Raw genomic sequence first — 16,670 nt, forward strand, 5'->3', positions numbered from 1 at the left:
TAAATTTACCTGAACTCACCATTTAAGAAAGATCATATATTAACCAAAAAAGAGTCAACCTATATCAGTATAATACACAAACCCAAATGAACATTATTAAAACCTTCATTCATACAAATAGAGAAGTTCACGGAATAGATTCTGTACAAGAATTTCTATTACCGAATATTGTTGACTTAAAGCCCAATTTTATCGGAATGACTTCAGGAAAGACCTATGAAATTGGTTTGTTAGTTGGAACAAGTAGAAAATGGGACGAAAATATTTTGTTCAATGAATTAAAAAAAGTTAGGAAAATTGGTTTTTTTGGTCGCAAAAAGAAAAAGGAAATCCTAAAAAACTACATAGCTCAAATTCCGAAATTAAGAGAGGAATTTCCAGATTCAATCGTGAAATTGGATAATGATTTCAAAATCGTTAAAGTAGAATCGAGAACAGAATTTCTAAATCGAAATAAACCGAAACCGAAAAAACTATCAAATAAAGTTAAAGAAAGTTATTTGAATTTTGCTAAAGTCTGTCTAAACGAAAATGACCTTGCAAAATTTGAAAAATTCGTGTCTGAATTAAAAAACTATGATGGACATTGGCAACACGGAACAACATTAAATTATGTAAATGACTATTTAAACAAAAGTAAGATTCTTCTTTTTATAGTTTTGGACTGGAAAGCTGGAATTGCAGACTTTAATTGGAATCTGTCATCTGCATTGGAAAATAATTTTAATCGAAAAATTGACTTACCAAGTCCAAATGATTATCCAGAAAGAGCATCTGTATCTTTTGACAATGTATTTTGCGATTACAAGAATTTACTAAATCAATCAGATTTAGAGTTGAGTTTTATAGATACAGATAGTGACCAATATGTAATTTTAGTTCACCCTATTTCTGATAAAGAAACTGTTAGAAATTCAATTAACGGAATTGAACTGAAAGAAATGAAAATAAACTGCACCTAACACCGTGTATATTTAATTGCTTGGTCACTGCCGACTTACGAACATTCCTGCGGAATATTCTATCTGTGATTTATTTACTAAATTAGTTGCTTAACCACGCAACTAACCATACACAACAACGTTAGGCACAAGCTGAACTCACTCAAACGGAAACGAATGAATAAAAAATTTTTCATACTAATATTCGGAATTTTAATACTGTTGAGTTGTAAACAGAAAAGCAGAATTGAATACTCATTCGCAGATGTTCAAATAAACAAGTCTGACTATTATTTGACTTTACCAATCGGAATTAAAAAAAATGAAGTTGATATTTACACAGAAGGTTTTTACCAACACTTTATATATCCTGACAATAGTTATGTGATAATATTGAGAGGCGGAAATGCGGAACTGAAAGAACCTGAAAATGATAATTCTGAATTTCACTCAAGAGGACAAAGTGTTGACGGAATCCGAATGATTTACGGAAATGTGAAAAGCGAGCGAAAAGCGGAATTTGACAAGGCTTTTGACTTAATGAAAGAAAACGGAATTAAAAAAAATAAAAAGCCAGATGCCTAACACAGTATATAAAAAATTGCTGGTGTCAGGCTTAAACAAAGGTCGTTGCACGTTTACTACGTCTGAATTTCCTTCGGAAATTCCTCGCACGCAAACACGCAACTTTCCATATACTAACACGTTGTGTGTAATATGAGAAAAACAATATATACACTTTTACTTTTAACACTATTTTCCTGTTCAGAGAATATCTCTACTGAATTTGAAGGTTATTGGATTATTCTAGCAATGGAATATAACGGAGAATCCATTTACCCAGAAACTATTTCAGAAAAATTTGAAGCAAATATAATTATTAGCGGATATGAGAACGCAGAAAAAATAAGATTCCTAAATTCTGATAAAGCAGTTTATTTACCAGGGTTTAAAGGTGAAAAAATTCTCGTAGATTTTGTACAGAATCTAAATGAAATTGAATTTAAGTTACACGAAGGTATAGAATATGAACCCAAACAGTATGAATTAACTAAACGGATTTTTTTACGGAAATATATAATCAAAAATGGAGATAAACGTGATGAATTGATTTTTGAATCGGATTCTACAAGTATAAAATTAATTAGTCAAAAGGTTATATTAGAAAGACATATTGATAAAGTTTTTAACGGATTATAATACTACACACAACACCGTGTATAACCAATTGCTCAGTTTGTGTGTACTCGGAAAATCCTGCGGATTTCCCTAATGGTTCGGTTTATTTTGCTAACTTAGTTCCAGCCAACGCAACTAGCCATACACAAAACCGTTGTGCGTAATTAAAAAAACGATAATGAAAACACCTTTTAAGGTATTATTTATACTCTTCCTGACTATTTTTAGCACGAAATCTTTTTCACAGAAAATGGTTGAATATTATGAACCCGTAAAAAATGATAGTCTAAAAGTTGGAATAGGAGAAAATGACTTTTTGCCTTTTATTCAAAAAGGTTATACTCTAATGCTTCCTGAAAATAAAGAGATTAAAGGTGTACTTATTTTCCTCGAAGACTCAAAGTATGACAAAAAGAATTTTAGTTCAAAGCAGATGTATAGTCAAGCATCTGAAAATAACTTTGCGGTATTGTCAATTTCAACCGAAATCCCTTTAGACTTTTACTTTTCTAAATCATCTATGAATTCTACTCATAATTTAATTCAAGAAGTTTTTAATAAACATAATTTACCTAATGAAAATATTTTCTTTTTAGGTGCAAGTTTAGTAGGTCATAGAGCGATGAAATATATTGAATTTATCAAAAAGGGAGATTATGATTTTCAGGTTAACATAAAAGGAGTTGTTATTTGTGATTTCACATTAGATTGGATAAGAAAATGGCAACAACACAAACGAGATATAAAAATAAATCGAATTAACCTTTGGGAGCCAATATTTATGAATTTTATGTTGGAAACTTATTTGAAAGGCACGCCCAAAACTGCCCAAGATAATTACCACAATTTCTCGACTTATAGTTACTCTGATGAAAATAATGAAAATATTAAATTTTACAAAAATTATGCTGTTAGAGCTTATATTGAGCCTAAAATAAAATATAGACTAAAAAAGTACTACAGAACCTTATATGAAAACAATTCGACTGACATTGTTGGATTTTTAGCTGAATTAGAACTTGCAGGAAATGAAAATACGGAATTAATTGTTTTACAACCAGAATATAATCAATCCGAAAATCGGAATACACAGACAACTTGGAATGAAATAAATAAAGATGAATTAATGGATTGGATAAATAAGCAAACGGAAAAATAACTACGCACAACAACGTGTATAATTAATTGCTCTGGTCGTTGCTTATTTGGAAAATTCCTTCGGAATTTTCTCGCGTTCGTTTTTGTTTACTAAATTAGTTGCTTAAACACGCAACTAACCATACACAAAACCGTTAGCAATAATTTTGACCCGTCCTGAATAAAGGCTACATAATTTTAAACATTATGTACAAAAACGACAAAGTAATTAGACGTTACAGTGAACCTTTCAAATTAAAAATTTTAGCCGAACTTACAACCGGAAAACACACAAAGAGTAAACTATGTAAACTCTACTCTATTGCGCCTACAACCGTTAATGAGTGGATTAAAAAATACAATCGTAAAGACTTAATGAACACCAGAGTAAAAGTGGAAACTAAAGACGAAATATCTAGGATTAAAGCACTTCAAAAAGAGATTGAACAACTTAAAAAACTACTACTTAAAAAGGATCTCGATGCCTTAGTATTGGATTCTTATCTAGAAGTAGCTGCAGAAGATTTAGGCTATAAATCTGTTAACGAACTAAAAAAAAAGTTAAGTATAAAGCCTTAATCAAAGCCAAAGAGGAATCTAAGGGATTTGCTTCTTTAACAACTATAGCACGTTGTTTTGGACTTAAACGTGATGCGTATTATAAATACAAACTTAGAGCTGATAAGCGTTTGATACTAGAACAACAGATTATAAACATCGTTAGAAAAAGACGCAAATCCCTTCCTAGAGAAGGCGTGAGAAAACTTATGAAATCTTTAGATATAGATTTTACTAAAGCCAATATTAAAGTTGGTAGAGATACTTTATTTAATGTCCTTAGAAAACACCAAATGCTAACACTTAGAAAGAAAACCAGTGCCAGAACAACCAATTCTTATCATCGTTTTTATAAGTACAATAACATTATAAAAAACTTAGAAGTTACTAGAGCTAATCAAGTTTGGGTTAGTGATATAACATACATTAGAACTGTAAAAGGCTTTTGTTACCTGGCACTTATTACAGATATGTATTCTAGAAAGATAGTTGGTTATGACCTAAGTGACAGCTTAGAACTAAATGGATGCGTAAGAGCTCTTAATAAAGCGATTTATCAAGCTAAAAACATTAAACAGCTTATTCATCATTCAGACAGAGGAATACAGTATTGTAGTAATGTATACACACAAATATTAAAGAGAAAAAAGATAGATATTAGTATGACAGAAGAAAACCATTGTTACGAAAATGCAATGGCTGAACGTGTAAATGGCATCTTAAAAGATGAGTTCTATCTCGACCAAACCTTTGATAACGTGCATCACGCTAAGAGAACTGCAAAAAATGCAATTAAATTATACAACGAAATAAGATTACATTTATCTTTAGACTATAAAACACCGAATATGGTATATCAATTATCAGCGTAAATTCAATTTTAACCTGTAGCCGTATTTCAGGACAAGACATTAAAAACTAAGACCAAAATTGAATTTAAGCCCTATATTTGTTATAAATCACAACTAACCAATACTTTACTTATGAAAAAAACATTACACTTTTTATTAATTGGAATTGCAATTATTAATTCAGGATTTCTATTTTCCCAAAACACTGAGGATTTTGAATCAGAAACAACTGGCTCAACTACATTTACTGATAATGGATTGGCATTTACTATAACGACAATCGAGTCTGGCCCAGCCATTTATGACATAGAATTTTTTGCTTCAGGTGGTTATAATGGATCTGGTAATGATGACAAATTTATTGATAATTCAACTGGAAGTGTAACTCAAGGTGATGGTACTTCATTCTCAATACTAACAAGTGATGGGACGGATATTACTTTAAAAAGTTTTTACTTATTTGTATCCAATAGAAGTATATCAGGACCTGGAACACCAACGACATTAACATTTGAAGGAAGAAAGGATGGTGGAAATGTTTTTACAATAACCAAAAGTACAGGTATTATTGATGGTTCGACTTTTACACCTAACAATGGATTTACTTTTATCGATTTTGCCACAGAAGGTGGAACTGATAATTCAAATGAAAATATAGATGAAATCATAATTTCATCCACTGATTCTGCAGATTACTTAGCTCTCGATGCTTTCTCTTGGGACGTTGAAGTATTATCAACGAATGAATTTGAAATTGACTCAAACCAAATAAAAATAATACCAAATCCTTCCTCGGATTATTTTCAATTATCTGGATTAAAAGAAAGTATTGAATTTAATATTTTTGACTTATTAGGTAAAAAAGTTAGTTCAGGGAAGATCAGTCCAAATCAAAAAACAGATATTTCAAAATTGAACAATGGTATATATTTTATAAGATTAGATAATGTAAAAACCATCAAATTCATTAAAATTTAACGTTAGCTAACAACGTGTATAATCAATTGCTAGTGTTGTGTTTACTCGGAAAATCCTGCGGATTTTCCTAATGGTTCGTTTCTTTTTTCTAACTTAGTTCCAGACAACACAACGAAACCATACACAACACGTTAGCAAGCATATGATGAACCAAATAAAAATGTTCTTTATTCTAATATTGATTTTTAGTTGTTCTAACGAAGATCAGATTTCAGAATTTGAGAGCATTCTAGGAAAAGATAATAGTGGAACTCTAACCCATTTAGTGTCTGACTTTGAAAAAGACTTTTTAAAAAGGAATTATCCAGATTTAAAAATCGAGAAAGCTTATCTAAAGTTTCTATCTGAATTAGAGAATGATCCCAATGGAAATTGGAAAAAAACATCGGAAAAAAGTAGAGAACTCTTTAACAACAGCAGTTTAAAATTACAAGTTTATGGAATCGCTGACTCTGTTTGGATTGATAAAAAACTAGATAGTCTGAGCTCTAAAAGTTCTATTCCAATGATAAAAGTCAAATGGAAATACTTAGGACAAAATGGGAAATATAATTATGGAAGTTCAGAGTCTAGTTATGATACTTCAAAAAATGAAGATTCAATTATAGCACAACGTAAAAAACATATAGTAATAAACTATTTTGGAAAATATCGGGAAGGACTTAAGTCTGTAGCCGAACATAATAAATTTATTAATAAATATTTGGATATGACACAGGCAGCAGGATCTCTACATCCTTCTATGCTAGCTTATGAAATGTTAATTGACGATGTGGATTTTTCTAATTATTTTATCAAAAGATTAATCGTAACTGAAATTGCATACAGATAATAATTACGTTTGCTAACAACGTGTATAGTTAATGGCTTGTTCTGTGCGTACTCGGAAAATCCTACGGATTTTTCTCTGGTTCGTTTTCTATTTACTAACTTAGTGATAGCCAACGTAACGAAATCATATACAACATGTTGTGCTTCATTATCAGAAACTCGAGTTAATTAATTATCCTAATTTTAGAAAAATAACTGACCAATGATAAAATTCTTTAGAAAAATACGCTACGACCTTATGGCAAACAATAAAACTGGAAAGTATTTTAAATATGCTATTGGAGAAATTGTACTTGTAGTTATTGGAATTTTGATTGCACTTTCAATAAATAATTGGAACGGACAAAGGAAACAACAAAAAATAGAACAAGAATATTTATTGTCTCTGCAATCGGAGTTTAATTCTAATCTAAAGAAAATAAATTCTTCAATTGCGGAGAATAACACCATAATAAGCGGGATAAATGGTTTATTGACTTTATCTAATAATGAAGTACTTGATACTGTTAGTAATAAGCATTTGAACAAAACATTTCGTTCAGTTTTTGGTAATCAGATGAAGTTTAGACCTTCAACTGGAGTATTAAATGACATCATAAATTCTGGCAATTTAAATTTAATTGAGAATCAAAAGTTGAGACAACGACTTGCATCTTTTGAAAGCTCATTGGAATTTTTAAAACTCCAGGAAAATAATGTATTGGCTGTAAAAGAAAATCTGAAATCTATTATTTATAAAGAGGCTAGTGTTAGAAAATTAGCTGGTGAACTATTAAATCTTCAACCCAATGCCACTTCTGAAAATATAAATAATAAATTGTTGTTTAATTCTTTAGAACTTGAAAACTATCTCATAGATTATGCATTACTACATAAATCAGCTGCTGGAACTAATTATTTTGGCGGATTAAAAAATGAAATTGAAACCATATTAAATGAAATTGAACAAGAACTCAATAAATAACGAACGCCCAACACCGTATAAAAATAATTATGGTTTAGTGATAAAACAAAGGTAGCTACTAGCTAAAAAAACAGAAATGATGAAAAACCTAATCATAATATTTTTACTTTTAACTGCTTTTAGTTGCAAAAAGAAAGTGGCTCATAAGGAAAATGACAGAAAAACAGATAATGTTGAGAAGGTTAATCCTGTGAAAGAACATTTTGCCAAAATGGAGACAGAAGCTCTGAAAGAGCCTTATGTTGGAATTTTTACAAAAGATAGCGATTCGACAAATTTATTTCAAATTCGTTCTACAGGAGTTTCAACTTTACCAATTCAACAAGCTGCTGAAAGTTTTTTAAATGGTTTATCACCTTCACAATTGCAACACACAACATTTGACATAAATGATGAAGAATGGAGAAAATGGTGTAACGTTGATAATGGTATATATGACAGACAAGGTGTTAGCTTAAAAGAATTGTCCGAAATTCAAAAGAAAGATGCTTTTAAATTAATTCAAGAATCATTAAGTGCTAAGGGACTTCAACTGAGTAAGGACATAATGAAGACTGACCAGACCCTTAAAGAGCTTAACAATGGTTCATTAGATTATGATGAAGAATTGTATTTCTTTACTATTATGGGAAAACCTTCAAGTACTGAACCTTGGGGTTGGCAAATAGATGGACATCATTTAGTTATTAACTACTTTATTTTAGGAGATCAAGTTGTAATGTCACCAGTATTTATGGGTGGAGAACCAATAATTACAACTTCTGGAAAATATAAAGGAAATACCCTATTTCAAGATGAACAGAATTTTGGACTAGCCTTAATGCAATCCCTAACACAACAGCAGCAGAAAGAGACTACAATTTCAAACGTAAAAACTGGGAATAATAATGTGGCTGGAGCAAATAAAGACAATTTAACACTCGATTATCAAGGGATTCAGGTCTCAAATTTTTCTAAGGAACAAAGACAGAAACTGTTAGAATTAGTTTATTTATACATAAGTAATATTCGTGAAGGACATGACAAAGTTAAGATGGAGGAAGTAAAAGCTCATATTGATAATACTTGGTTTTCTTGGGTCGGAGGTACTTCTGAAGATGCTGTTTTTTACTATCGAATTCATAGTCCAGTTGTATTAATTGAATTTGACCATCAAAAAGTAGTTGGAGTTCCAAACGCAGATGACGGAAAACCATCAAAAAACCATATTCATACAGTTGTTAGGACACCAAACGGAAATGATTACGGAAAAAATTTATTGAGACAACATAAAGAGAGACATCATCATTAAAATTTAAGGTCAGCAGCTAATAATAGCTGTAAGTAATTGCTTGTTCTCGCCTACTTATGAAAATCTTAACAGATTTTCTATTCGTTTCTTTTTTGCTAACTTAGTTCTTGTCAACGCAACTAACCTTAAACAAAATGTTGTAGACTATTAAAACAAACCGCATTCAAGAAATGAAAATTTGTATTGCACAAACAAAATCTGAAAAAGGAAAAGTTCAAAGAAATATTCAGAATCACTTGCGAATAATTGAACTTGGAATCAAATCAAATGCTGATTTAATCATATTTCCTGAATTATCAATTACTAATTACGAACCAGATTTGGCTAAAAAATTTTCAACAGATATTGAAAATAATATTTTTAATCCATTTCAAACACTATCTAACAATAATAATATCATAATTGGAATAGGAATACCAACAAATGCAACTAACGGAATTAATATCAGTATGCTGATTTTTCAACCAAATAAAAAGAAAGTTGTTTATTCAAAACAAATACTGCATTCAGACGAACTACCTTATTTTGTTTGTGGTAATGATCAAATAATTCTAAACATTAAAGGAAATAAAATTGCCATTGGTATTTGCTATGAAACTCTTCAACGTGAACATTTTTTAAATTCTAAACAAAAAGGTGCAGACATTTACATTGCATGTGTTGCAAAACCAAAAGGCGGAATTGAAAAAGCATATAAACATTTTCCGAAAATCGCAAAAGAATTTAACACGCCAATTTTAATGTCTAATTGTGTCGGTTATTGCGACAACTTTATTAGTGTTGGTCAGAGTGCAGTATGGAATGGAAATGGAGAATTAATTGAACAGCTTGATAGTAAAAATCAAGGTGTTTTAATTTATGACACCGAAACTGAATTAGCAAAAATTGACCAACCAAAAATAGAAATAGGACAACTTCATGATTTAGAAAAATTATATCAAATATATCTAAATGGTAAAATCGATTTAGAAAATAATGGAATTCATCAATGGTCTGATAATTATCCAACAATTTCAATTATTGAGAATGATATAAGAAATGGTGTTCTTTACACATTAAAAAGCAATGAAAAAATTATCGGAGCAATCAATATAAGTGAAGAACAAGAAACAGAATACAAATTGATTAAATGGAGGTTTGAAAATTCAAAAGTATTAGTGATTCATAGGCTTGTAATAGATCCAAAGTATCAGAGAAAAGGTTATGCACAAAAACTGATGGACTTTGCCGAAAATTTTGCAAAAGAAAATAATTATTCTTCTATAAGATTAGATGCATATAGTCAGAATAAAAGAGTACTTGATTTTTATAAGAATCGAAATTATTTTAAAAGAGGTGACGTTAATTTCCCTGATAGAGAATACTCATTTCATTGTATGGAAAAAGAAATAATAACTACGCACAACTAATCATACCATACAAATTGCCTACAATATTAAATCTAAACTTCCGTTTATGAAATATTAACCATAACCATTCTGCCATATAAAATAATTACTTTTTATTAATTTCTAAAATTTAAAATTATGAAAAGTGTTGTTTTATCAATTGTTTTACTAGTCGGTTCATTCGTAGGATTCTCTCAATCAGAAAAGGAATCTAATGAAAAAAAGTTGAAATACGGTTTCAATCTTGGAGTGAATTATTCAAACTTACTTGCAAAAGAATCCTTACCAAATAATTCGGATATTTATAATGAAATCGGGTTTAGTGCTGGGTTAATTATGAATTATAAACTGACTGAGGATTTATCCATTTCTCCAAAAGTGGAACTTTCAATAAATAAGAGTGGAATCAAAACTACAAACAATGATGATTCAGTCAGCTTGTACAAAATATTTCCAGCTTCATTAGATATTATGACTCATTTAATTTATAAAATAGGAAATGGAAATACAACACCTTATGTATTAGTTGGACCAAAATTAAATTTACCTGTATTTGGTAAGTCCAAATCAGATTATGAATATAAAAATAGTACAGACTTTTCTATTGATTTAGGTATTGGGTTAGAGAATAAACTAAAACATTTCTCAATCTCACCAGAAATAAGATACTCTCTAGGATTATTTAATATCAATGAAAATCCGAATTTTAAAACATTGAATTACCATAAGATTTCATTAGTTTTAAATATTATATAAATACTGTAGCAAACAGTATGGCAGTTAATTACTTCAATTCTACTTCAATTAAAATTTATATCTTTAAACGTATGGTTTGCAACGACTGAAAATTCTACAGATTCTTAGTCACATAAACCATTGACAAACAGGTTGAGCTTCATTATGACAAACCGCTAACTAATGATAAAATTCTTTAGAAAAATTAGACAAAATATTGAAAACAGGAAAAATACGATTATCTGACAAAAGTAAAATCGCAAAAATTCTAAACAGAAATAATTATCTACTAATAATTGTTGGAATAATTTTCTCGATAATTGATTATGATTTATTTAGTTCTCAACCAGAGATTTTGATTACGGAAGGTTTCTTTTGGAAAGGAATTGCTATTATATTACAAATAATTTTTATCGGAACATTAATTCGATGGGAATATAAAAAACAGCGAATTATTGATATTCTCTATAACGGAACAATTACTCGTGGAAAACTTGAAATGAGCGAAAAAATTAAACCGAATCGTGAGTCATCTTTCTATATTCATCTTTTTGAATATGAAGTTGATAATAAAAAATACGAAGTATCAATAAAAAACAATCGAAATAATGTAAATTCAGACTACATCATTTATCAATCGGATAATCCGAAAAACGGAATTGTTTTTGAAGATTTAAAAAGTGAATTAAGAAAAATAGTTGCAGAAAAAGTAATAGCTGAATAAAAAACGTTGTTCAACACTCTATATAAAAAATCAATATTTGTAACTTATCCAAACAGAGTTTGCTTGTTTGCTAACTTCTAATTTCCCTTCGGAAAACCATAGAACACAATCACGCAAATTTCCATAAATTTATAAATGATCGCATGCAATTGAAAAAGACAAATAACACATATTAAGTAATGAAATCAATTATAATTATTTATTTGACTTTTCTTCAATGCATTACAATCTATGCACAAGAGAACTTTTATGACTTTGTTAAACTAGGAGACTATCAAGTAGGTATTACAGACACATTAGTATTGGACGCCAAATACGATTATAATGCCTATGACTATAAAGGACAGAAACCTTATTTTGTAAAGATTTGGCATCCAATAAAAAAGAAAGACAAAAACATCTACCTAAATGTAAGTGACCTCTTCGTATTTAAACAAAACACAAACCTTAAAACTGTCCAAGAACAACTCACAACAAAATATAAAAATCTATTTATAGAAGATTATCTTACTGAGAATTTAAAAACTGGCAAAGTAAATCTATACGGAAAGTATTCTTACGAGGATGTTTTTGATTTAATAGGCAGATTGGAAACACGAAGCATTCCTGATTCCAATATTGGAGACTCTAACTTTCCTATTATAATTTACCATAATGGCTCACAAGGTCATCCATTTGAAAATTTTGCCATGGCTGAATATTTTGCTTCCAGAGGATTTATTTTTGTTACTGCAAGTTTTGAACTTCAATTTGATAATACTCCTTTTGGTATGCTACCTTACGAAAGATATATAACTGATGAAGAGGAAGAAAGCTTACAGAGCATTACCAAATTTGCTAAGTCTCTTACTAATTCATCTTCAATCTTTTTTATAGGACACAGTATGGGTGCTCAAATGGGATTAAGAACGTTTGGAGAGGATAACTCAATAAAAGGGATGATTTCATTAGAAACAAGTATTGAATTCAAAACAGATTATGAAAAGATAAAGGAAATGTGGCCAGAGGTCTATCAAAAAGTTATTACTGAAAAAGTAAACTATCCTTTTCCCATTTTATTTTGTGCAGCAACAGGCGAAAAAAAACCATTTAACTTTTTAGAAAATGTAAAAGCACCGCAAATTAGTTTTGTTAGCACAAAAACAGAATTTGAGCATAATGCACATTTGTCTTTTTTTTATTTAAGATATTTCTTAGACAATGAGGTTCAGCAAGCCGATAAAGCAATACTTAAAAACAGATTAACTCTGTATGTAAAGCACCTTGACATAATGTACGATTTTATAGAAAGAATTTTAAACAACGAAAATAAAGACGTCATAGAATCAATATTTATAGAAGAATAAAACCGATCTGTGAAGTTAAAAGATCAAATAAAAACAATTTAAATTATTAAAAATAAAACCAACATATTTGCATTTTTAATTCTATTTATAGGATTGTCTTTCGGTTAGTAACCAACTTTTATGTCTGATTAAAAACAAGAAACTGATATAAAGCATATAGATAGTTTGGTAAATTCAACCCGACTTGAAAATAAACTTCAAAGAGATGATATTAACAGTTTTTACTTTCAAGATAAACTCAACTATCAAAAACTTTACAACTTAAGTGTTTATTCAAAAAATAAAGAAATTATTAGAATTTCAGCAATTCCTGTTTATCCTAATTCACTTCAGCCTTATAGTACAGAAAGTTCAACTATTGAATATTTTATAAATGAAAATCATTTGATTTTTATTGGTGAATGATATTTGGATAATAGCAGAACAGGCTCTTGTGGGTTACGTGAGATATACAATAAATTGTACTACAAAAAGAACACATTGATAGGAACATCAAAAAAAGACAAGTTTTATAATTCAACTATTGAAATAGAATGGTTGAATGAAATTTTTTCGAAATTATATAAATTATCAAAAGAAAAAATTAAGTAAGATTACAAATCACTACCTTCAATAACGAGTATATTTAATTACTGGTTCTCACCTACTTGGAAAATTTTTCGGGATTTCCTCTGATTCGTTTTCTTTTCCTAACTTAGTTCTTTTCTACATAACTGAACCATATACAAATACATGATTTGTTACTAAAAAAACCATATGAAAAAACAACTCTTAATTGTCTCACTTTTATTTTCCTTAATAACAATCAGTTGTAAAAAAAACAAAAATTATAAAGTCGATTTTAACAACGATGAAGCTCCCGAAAACAGATTCGAAAGTAAAATTTTTAGTTTCAATTATTCTGAAGAATGGAATATTACAGATAGCGAAGAACTTGAAGAATGTATTTATTATGTGTCCGTTGAAAAAAACGGATTCGACTCTAGCGGACTGATGACAATAATCTCATTTGAGGAATTAATTGATTTAGACGAATATATAATGCTGAATATAGAACAGTTACAAGATAATCCAGTTATAAATAATTTAAATTACGACACAATAAAAGACAGCGAATTTAATTCAATAAAGTCAAGATCTTCAAATTTTGATTTCAAAACAATGGGAATTAAACATGACGGAATAATATACGCAATTAGCAATGAAAAGAATTCTGTTGTTATTCTCAGGCAAGAAGCTCTTGAGGACAGAAAAGAGAACCTTGAAGGATTTGACACAATCAAAAATAGTTTTGTAATATATTAAGAATAAAATCTTGTAACCTAATTTCGAGAACATCGTCCTATAAAAACTAACCGAATTCTAATTAAAATAATGACGACTGAACATCAACAAGTTTCCAATAATTTGACTAATACAATTAATCACAAAGGCTTTTTATTTGACCTGATTATTTATATTTCGGTAATGTTTCTAATTAGGGAAATTTATTTTCCGAGTGTAGGCTTTATAATCAACGGACTTTTTTGGTCGCTTACAACTTTAGTCGTTGCTACATGGAGGATGAAAGTTCGTAATGTTTCATGGAAAGATTTAGGGCTTTCCAAACCTGAAAGTTTTAAAAAAACTTTAGTCGTTACTATTGGTATTTTAATAGCCATTGTTCTTTCAATAATGGCATTTGAAATGATTAAAAATTATTTACCCTTCTCAATAGATGAAAAGAATTATTCTGAAAATTCTGCATCTAAATTTGGAAATCTGAAAGGAAACTGGTTACTCTTCTTTACAATTATACCAGCCGTTTTATTAGAATCGATGTTAGAAGAATTATTAGATAGAGGATTTTTGATAAATTGGTTTGAAAAGTTATTTTCTAAAACAACAATAGCTACAATTCTTGCAGTAACATTACAAGCATTAATTTTTGGATTTAGACACTCTTATGATTTATCAGATAGATCAATTAGGGTTGGACTTATTGGTTTAATAATGGGTATAGCTTATGTGAAATTTGGAAGAAATCTGTGGCCTTTAATTATTGCTCATTGTATTCTCAATACAATGTCTATGGTAGATAGAGTATAAAAAAGAAAACAATTAGATTTCAAAATAAAATACTACGTGCTCAACAACGTGTTGTAAAAGTAAAATTAAATAGAAATCATTATTTAGATATTAGCCACAAAACACGATCATAGGAGACTATGTAATGAAAAATTACTACTATTATCATAATCAAACTAGATTTTGTCCATCCCAAATCTTTTAGAGTCCAAATAGCGAACGTAAAGAAAGAGACTTCAATTACTAGGCGAATCAGTCCATTAGTAACAATTGGAGCAGAGCCAGAACGACTAGGATCATTTGGAACAGCAAATGTTCCCCAAATTATCGCTAAGAGGATTGGAATGCCAATAGCAAGAATAAAACGGTACCAATTGTCAGTCTGTTTCCATCCCCAAATCCCAATAGAAATGAGAGCTATAATCTCTAATATAAATCTCAAAAATAAGTTAGCTGGATGCGATCCCATAAAGCTCTAAGTTTTCTTTATTTTATTACGTACGACAAGTTCGTGTTTGGTTTCGTTACTTGCTTCAGCAACTAAATTAGAAAATACAAATCGAATAGAAAATCAGCTATAATTTTTGTAAACAGGCAAGTATTAACAATAAATCACATCTGTTGTAAGTGATTGTTTTTTTATCATTTAGTTCTGTTGTTCGTTTAATGAAAGGTGTTCTCTATTCACGTTTTCAATGCCAAATTCCTTCAGGAATTAACTTTTCCTCTACTATTTCTACGAGCAGACTGTCAGGACCTCTAACAAAAAAACTTTTCATACCATGAATAGGATCAATTTTTATATCATGAACAATATCTAACCCTTCATATTTCATTTTATTCATTAGAAACTCAATATTTTCAGTAGAAAAACCAATATGATCGATTGCACTACCATCAGTTGGTTTAAATTCTTCGTTAGACCACCATGGTTCTTCCTCAACTGGTTTTCCAAATACAATGATATTAATATTATTGACAGTTAGTAAATTCCATTTCCACCGAAGATCGTTATTCTGCCATTGTTTCGCTTCTTCATATACTGAACTGAATCCTAAGTGAGATTCAAACCAATTCATCGTTTTATCAACATCAGTTGATAGTAAGTGTATATGTTCAAATCTATGGTTTTTATTTCCCGTATATACCTCAACAACTTCTTTTTCTGGGCCAAGAAAGTACATCCAATAATTATCACCAAGAGGAGTAATATCCGTATGTACTGCTATTCCCTCAATAACTCTCCAGTCAAATTCAGATTGACCATCTACACCAGACCAACCAATATGCCATAAACTGGAACCTAAATGTGTTGATGGTGCAGTATCGACAAGATTCATTAATAAAAACGATTTTTCCGTAAATAGAGCATCCACTCGATCTCGGTATTTTACTTGAGTTGCACCAAAATATTTTTGATAATATGCAATGGTTGAATCTCTGTCTGTAACATTTAGATGGATATGATGAAAATTCACTTTACCTAATTTCTCTGTCTCTTCGGTTTTTTCAGGTAGCTGTTTACATCCAACAATTTGAAATAGTAAAGCAGTCAAGACAATCAAAGTAATTCTATATTTTTTGTTATACATAGTATTCATATTGTATTATACTGATATAGGTTGACTCTTTTTTGGTTAATATATGATCTTTCTTAAATGGTGAGTTCAGGTAAATTTA

General features: G+C 29.7%; 18 protein-coding genes. 16 read left to right on the forward strand and 2 right to left on the reverse strand.

Features of this window, described 5'->3' with window-relative positions; genetic code table 11:
- Positions 1 to 86: 86 nt before the first annotated feature.
- From WNY78_RS18490 to WNY78_RS18565, 16 genes are all read left to right on the forward strand, one after another.
- The gene (locus WNY78_RS18490; protein WP_342874706.1) at positions 87 to 962 is read left to right on the forward strand and encodes a hypothetical protein; all 876 of its coding nucleotides are present in this window, start codon (positions 87 to 89) and stop codon (positions 960 to 962) included.
- A gap of 156 nt (positions 963 to 1,118) precedes the next feature.
- On the forward strand, positions 1,119 to 1,526 hold the full coding sequence (locus tag WNY78_RS18495) for a hypothetical protein (protein ID WP_342874707.1): 408 nt from the start codon (positions 1,119 to 1,121) through the stop codon (positions 1,524 to 1,526).
- Between the two features lie 132 nt (positions 1,527 to 1,658).
- Complete coding sequence (locus tag WNY78_RS18500) at positions 1,659 to 2,141, forward strand: hypothetical protein (RefSeq protein WP_342874708.1); 483 nt, start codon at positions 1,659 to 1,661, stop codon at positions 2,139 to 2,141.
- Between the two features lie 157 nt (positions 2,142 to 2,298).
- Positions 2,299 to 3,279: a hypothetical protein gene (locus WNY78_RS18505; protein ID WP_342874709.1), complete on the forward strand. Its 981-nt coding sequence runs from the start codon at positions 2,299 to 2,301 to the stop codon at positions 3,277 to 3,279.
- A gap of 185 nt (positions 3,280 to 3,464) precedes the next feature.
- Positions 3,465 to 3,836, forward strand: coding sequence for a transposase (locus WNY78_RS18510; protein WP_342874710.1), 372 nt, complete (start codon positions 3,465 to 3,467; stop codon positions 3,834 to 3,836).
- The gene (locus WNY78_RS18515; protein WP_342874723.1) at positions 3,836 to 4,687 is read left to right on the forward strand and encodes an IS3 family transposase; all 852 of its coding nucleotides are present in this window, start codon (positions 3,836 to 3,838) and stop codon (positions 4,685 to 4,687) included. Before WNY78_RS18510 ends, WNY78_RS18515 begins: the two co-directional genes overlap by 1 nt.
- Positions 4,688 to 4,798: 111 nt before the next feature.
- On the forward strand, positions 4,799 to 5,644 hold the full coding sequence (locus WNY78_RS18520; RefSeq protein WP_342874711.1) for a T9SS type A sorting domain-containing protein: 846 nt from the start codon (positions 4,799 to 4,801) through the stop codon (positions 5,642 to 5,644).
- A gap of 142 nt (positions 5,645 to 5,786) precedes the next feature.
- The gene (locus tag WNY78_RS18525; RefSeq protein WP_342874712.1) at positions 5,787 to 6,476 is read left to right on the forward strand and encodes a hypothetical protein; all 690 of its coding nucleotides are present in this window, start codon (positions 5,787 to 5,789) and stop codon (positions 6,474 to 6,476) included.
- 201 nt (positions 6,477 to 6,677) lie between these two features.
- The gene (locus WNY78_RS18530) at positions 6,678 to 7,439 is read left to right on the forward strand and encodes a DUF6090 family protein (protein ID WP_342874713.1); all 762 of its coding nucleotides are present in this window, start codon (positions 6,678 to 6,680) and stop codon (positions 7,437 to 7,439) included.
- Between the two features lie 76 nt (positions 7,440 to 7,515).
- Positions 7,516 to 8,730, forward strand: a complete 1,215-nt coding sequence (locus WNY78_RS18535; protein WP_342874714.1) for a DUF3500 domain-containing protein — start codon at positions 7,516 to 7,518, stop codon at positions 8,728 to 8,730.
- Positions 8,731 to 8,900: 170 nt separating this feature from the next.
- On the forward strand, positions 8,901 to 10,139 hold the full coding sequence (locus WNY78_RS18540; RefSeq protein ID WP_342874715.1) for a GNAT family N-acetyltransferase: 1,239 nt from the start codon (positions 8,901 to 8,903) through the stop codon (positions 10,137 to 10,139).
- A gap of 117 nt (positions 10,140 to 10,256) precedes the next feature.
- Positions 10,257 to 10,874, forward strand: coding sequence for a porin family protein (locus WNY78_RS18545; protein WP_342874716.1), 618 nt, complete (start codon positions 10,257 to 10,259; stop codon positions 10,872 to 10,874).
- A 196-nt stretch (positions 10,875 to 11,070) separates the two neighbouring features.
- On the forward strand, positions 11,071 to 11,577 hold the full coding sequence (locus tag WNY78_RS18550) for a hypothetical protein (protein WP_342874717.1): 507 nt from the start codon (positions 11,071 to 11,073) through the stop codon (positions 11,575 to 11,577).
- A 179-nt stretch (positions 11,578 to 11,756) separates the two neighbouring features.
- Complete coding sequence (locus WNY78_RS18555; RefSeq protein ID WP_342874718.1) at positions 11,757 to 12,923, forward strand: hypothetical protein; 1,167 nt, start codon at positions 11,757 to 11,759, stop codon at positions 12,921 to 12,923.
- Between the two features lie 756 nt (positions 12,924 to 13,679).
- Positions 13,680 to 14,228: a hypothetical protein gene (locus WNY78_RS18560; protein ID WP_342874719.1), complete on the forward strand. Its 549-nt coding sequence runs from the start codon at positions 13,680 to 13,682 to the stop codon at positions 14,226 to 14,228.
- 69 nt (positions 14,229 to 14,297) lie between these two features.
- Entirely contained in the window at positions 14,298 to 15,011 is a 714-nt protein-coding gene (locus WNY78_RS18565; protein WP_342874720.1) for a CPBP family intramembrane glutamic endopeptidase, read from the forward strand.
- A 79-nt stretch (positions 15,012 to 15,090) separates the two neighbouring features.
- Here WNY78_RS18565 and WNY78_RS18570 read toward each other — a convergent pair whose 3' ends face one another.
- On the reverse strand, positions 15,091 to 15,459 hold the full coding sequence (locus tag WNY78_RS18570; protein ID WP_342874721.1) for a YrdB family protein: 369 nt from the start codon (positions 15,457 to 15,459) through the stop codon (positions 15,091 to 15,093).
- A gap of 223 nt (positions 15,460 to 15,682) precedes the next feature.
- Complete coding sequence (locus WNY78_RS18575; protein WP_342874722.1) at positions 15,683 to 16,582, reverse strand: VOC family protein; 900 nt, start codon at positions 16,580 to 16,582, stop codon at positions 15,683 to 15,685.
- Positions 16,583 to 16,670: the final 88 nt, after the last annotated feature.

The organism is Psychroserpens sp. AS72 (genome assembly GCF_038900375.1).
Classification (GTDB): Bacteria; Bacteroidota; Bacteroidia; order Flavobacteriales; family Flavobacteriaceae; genus Psychroserpens.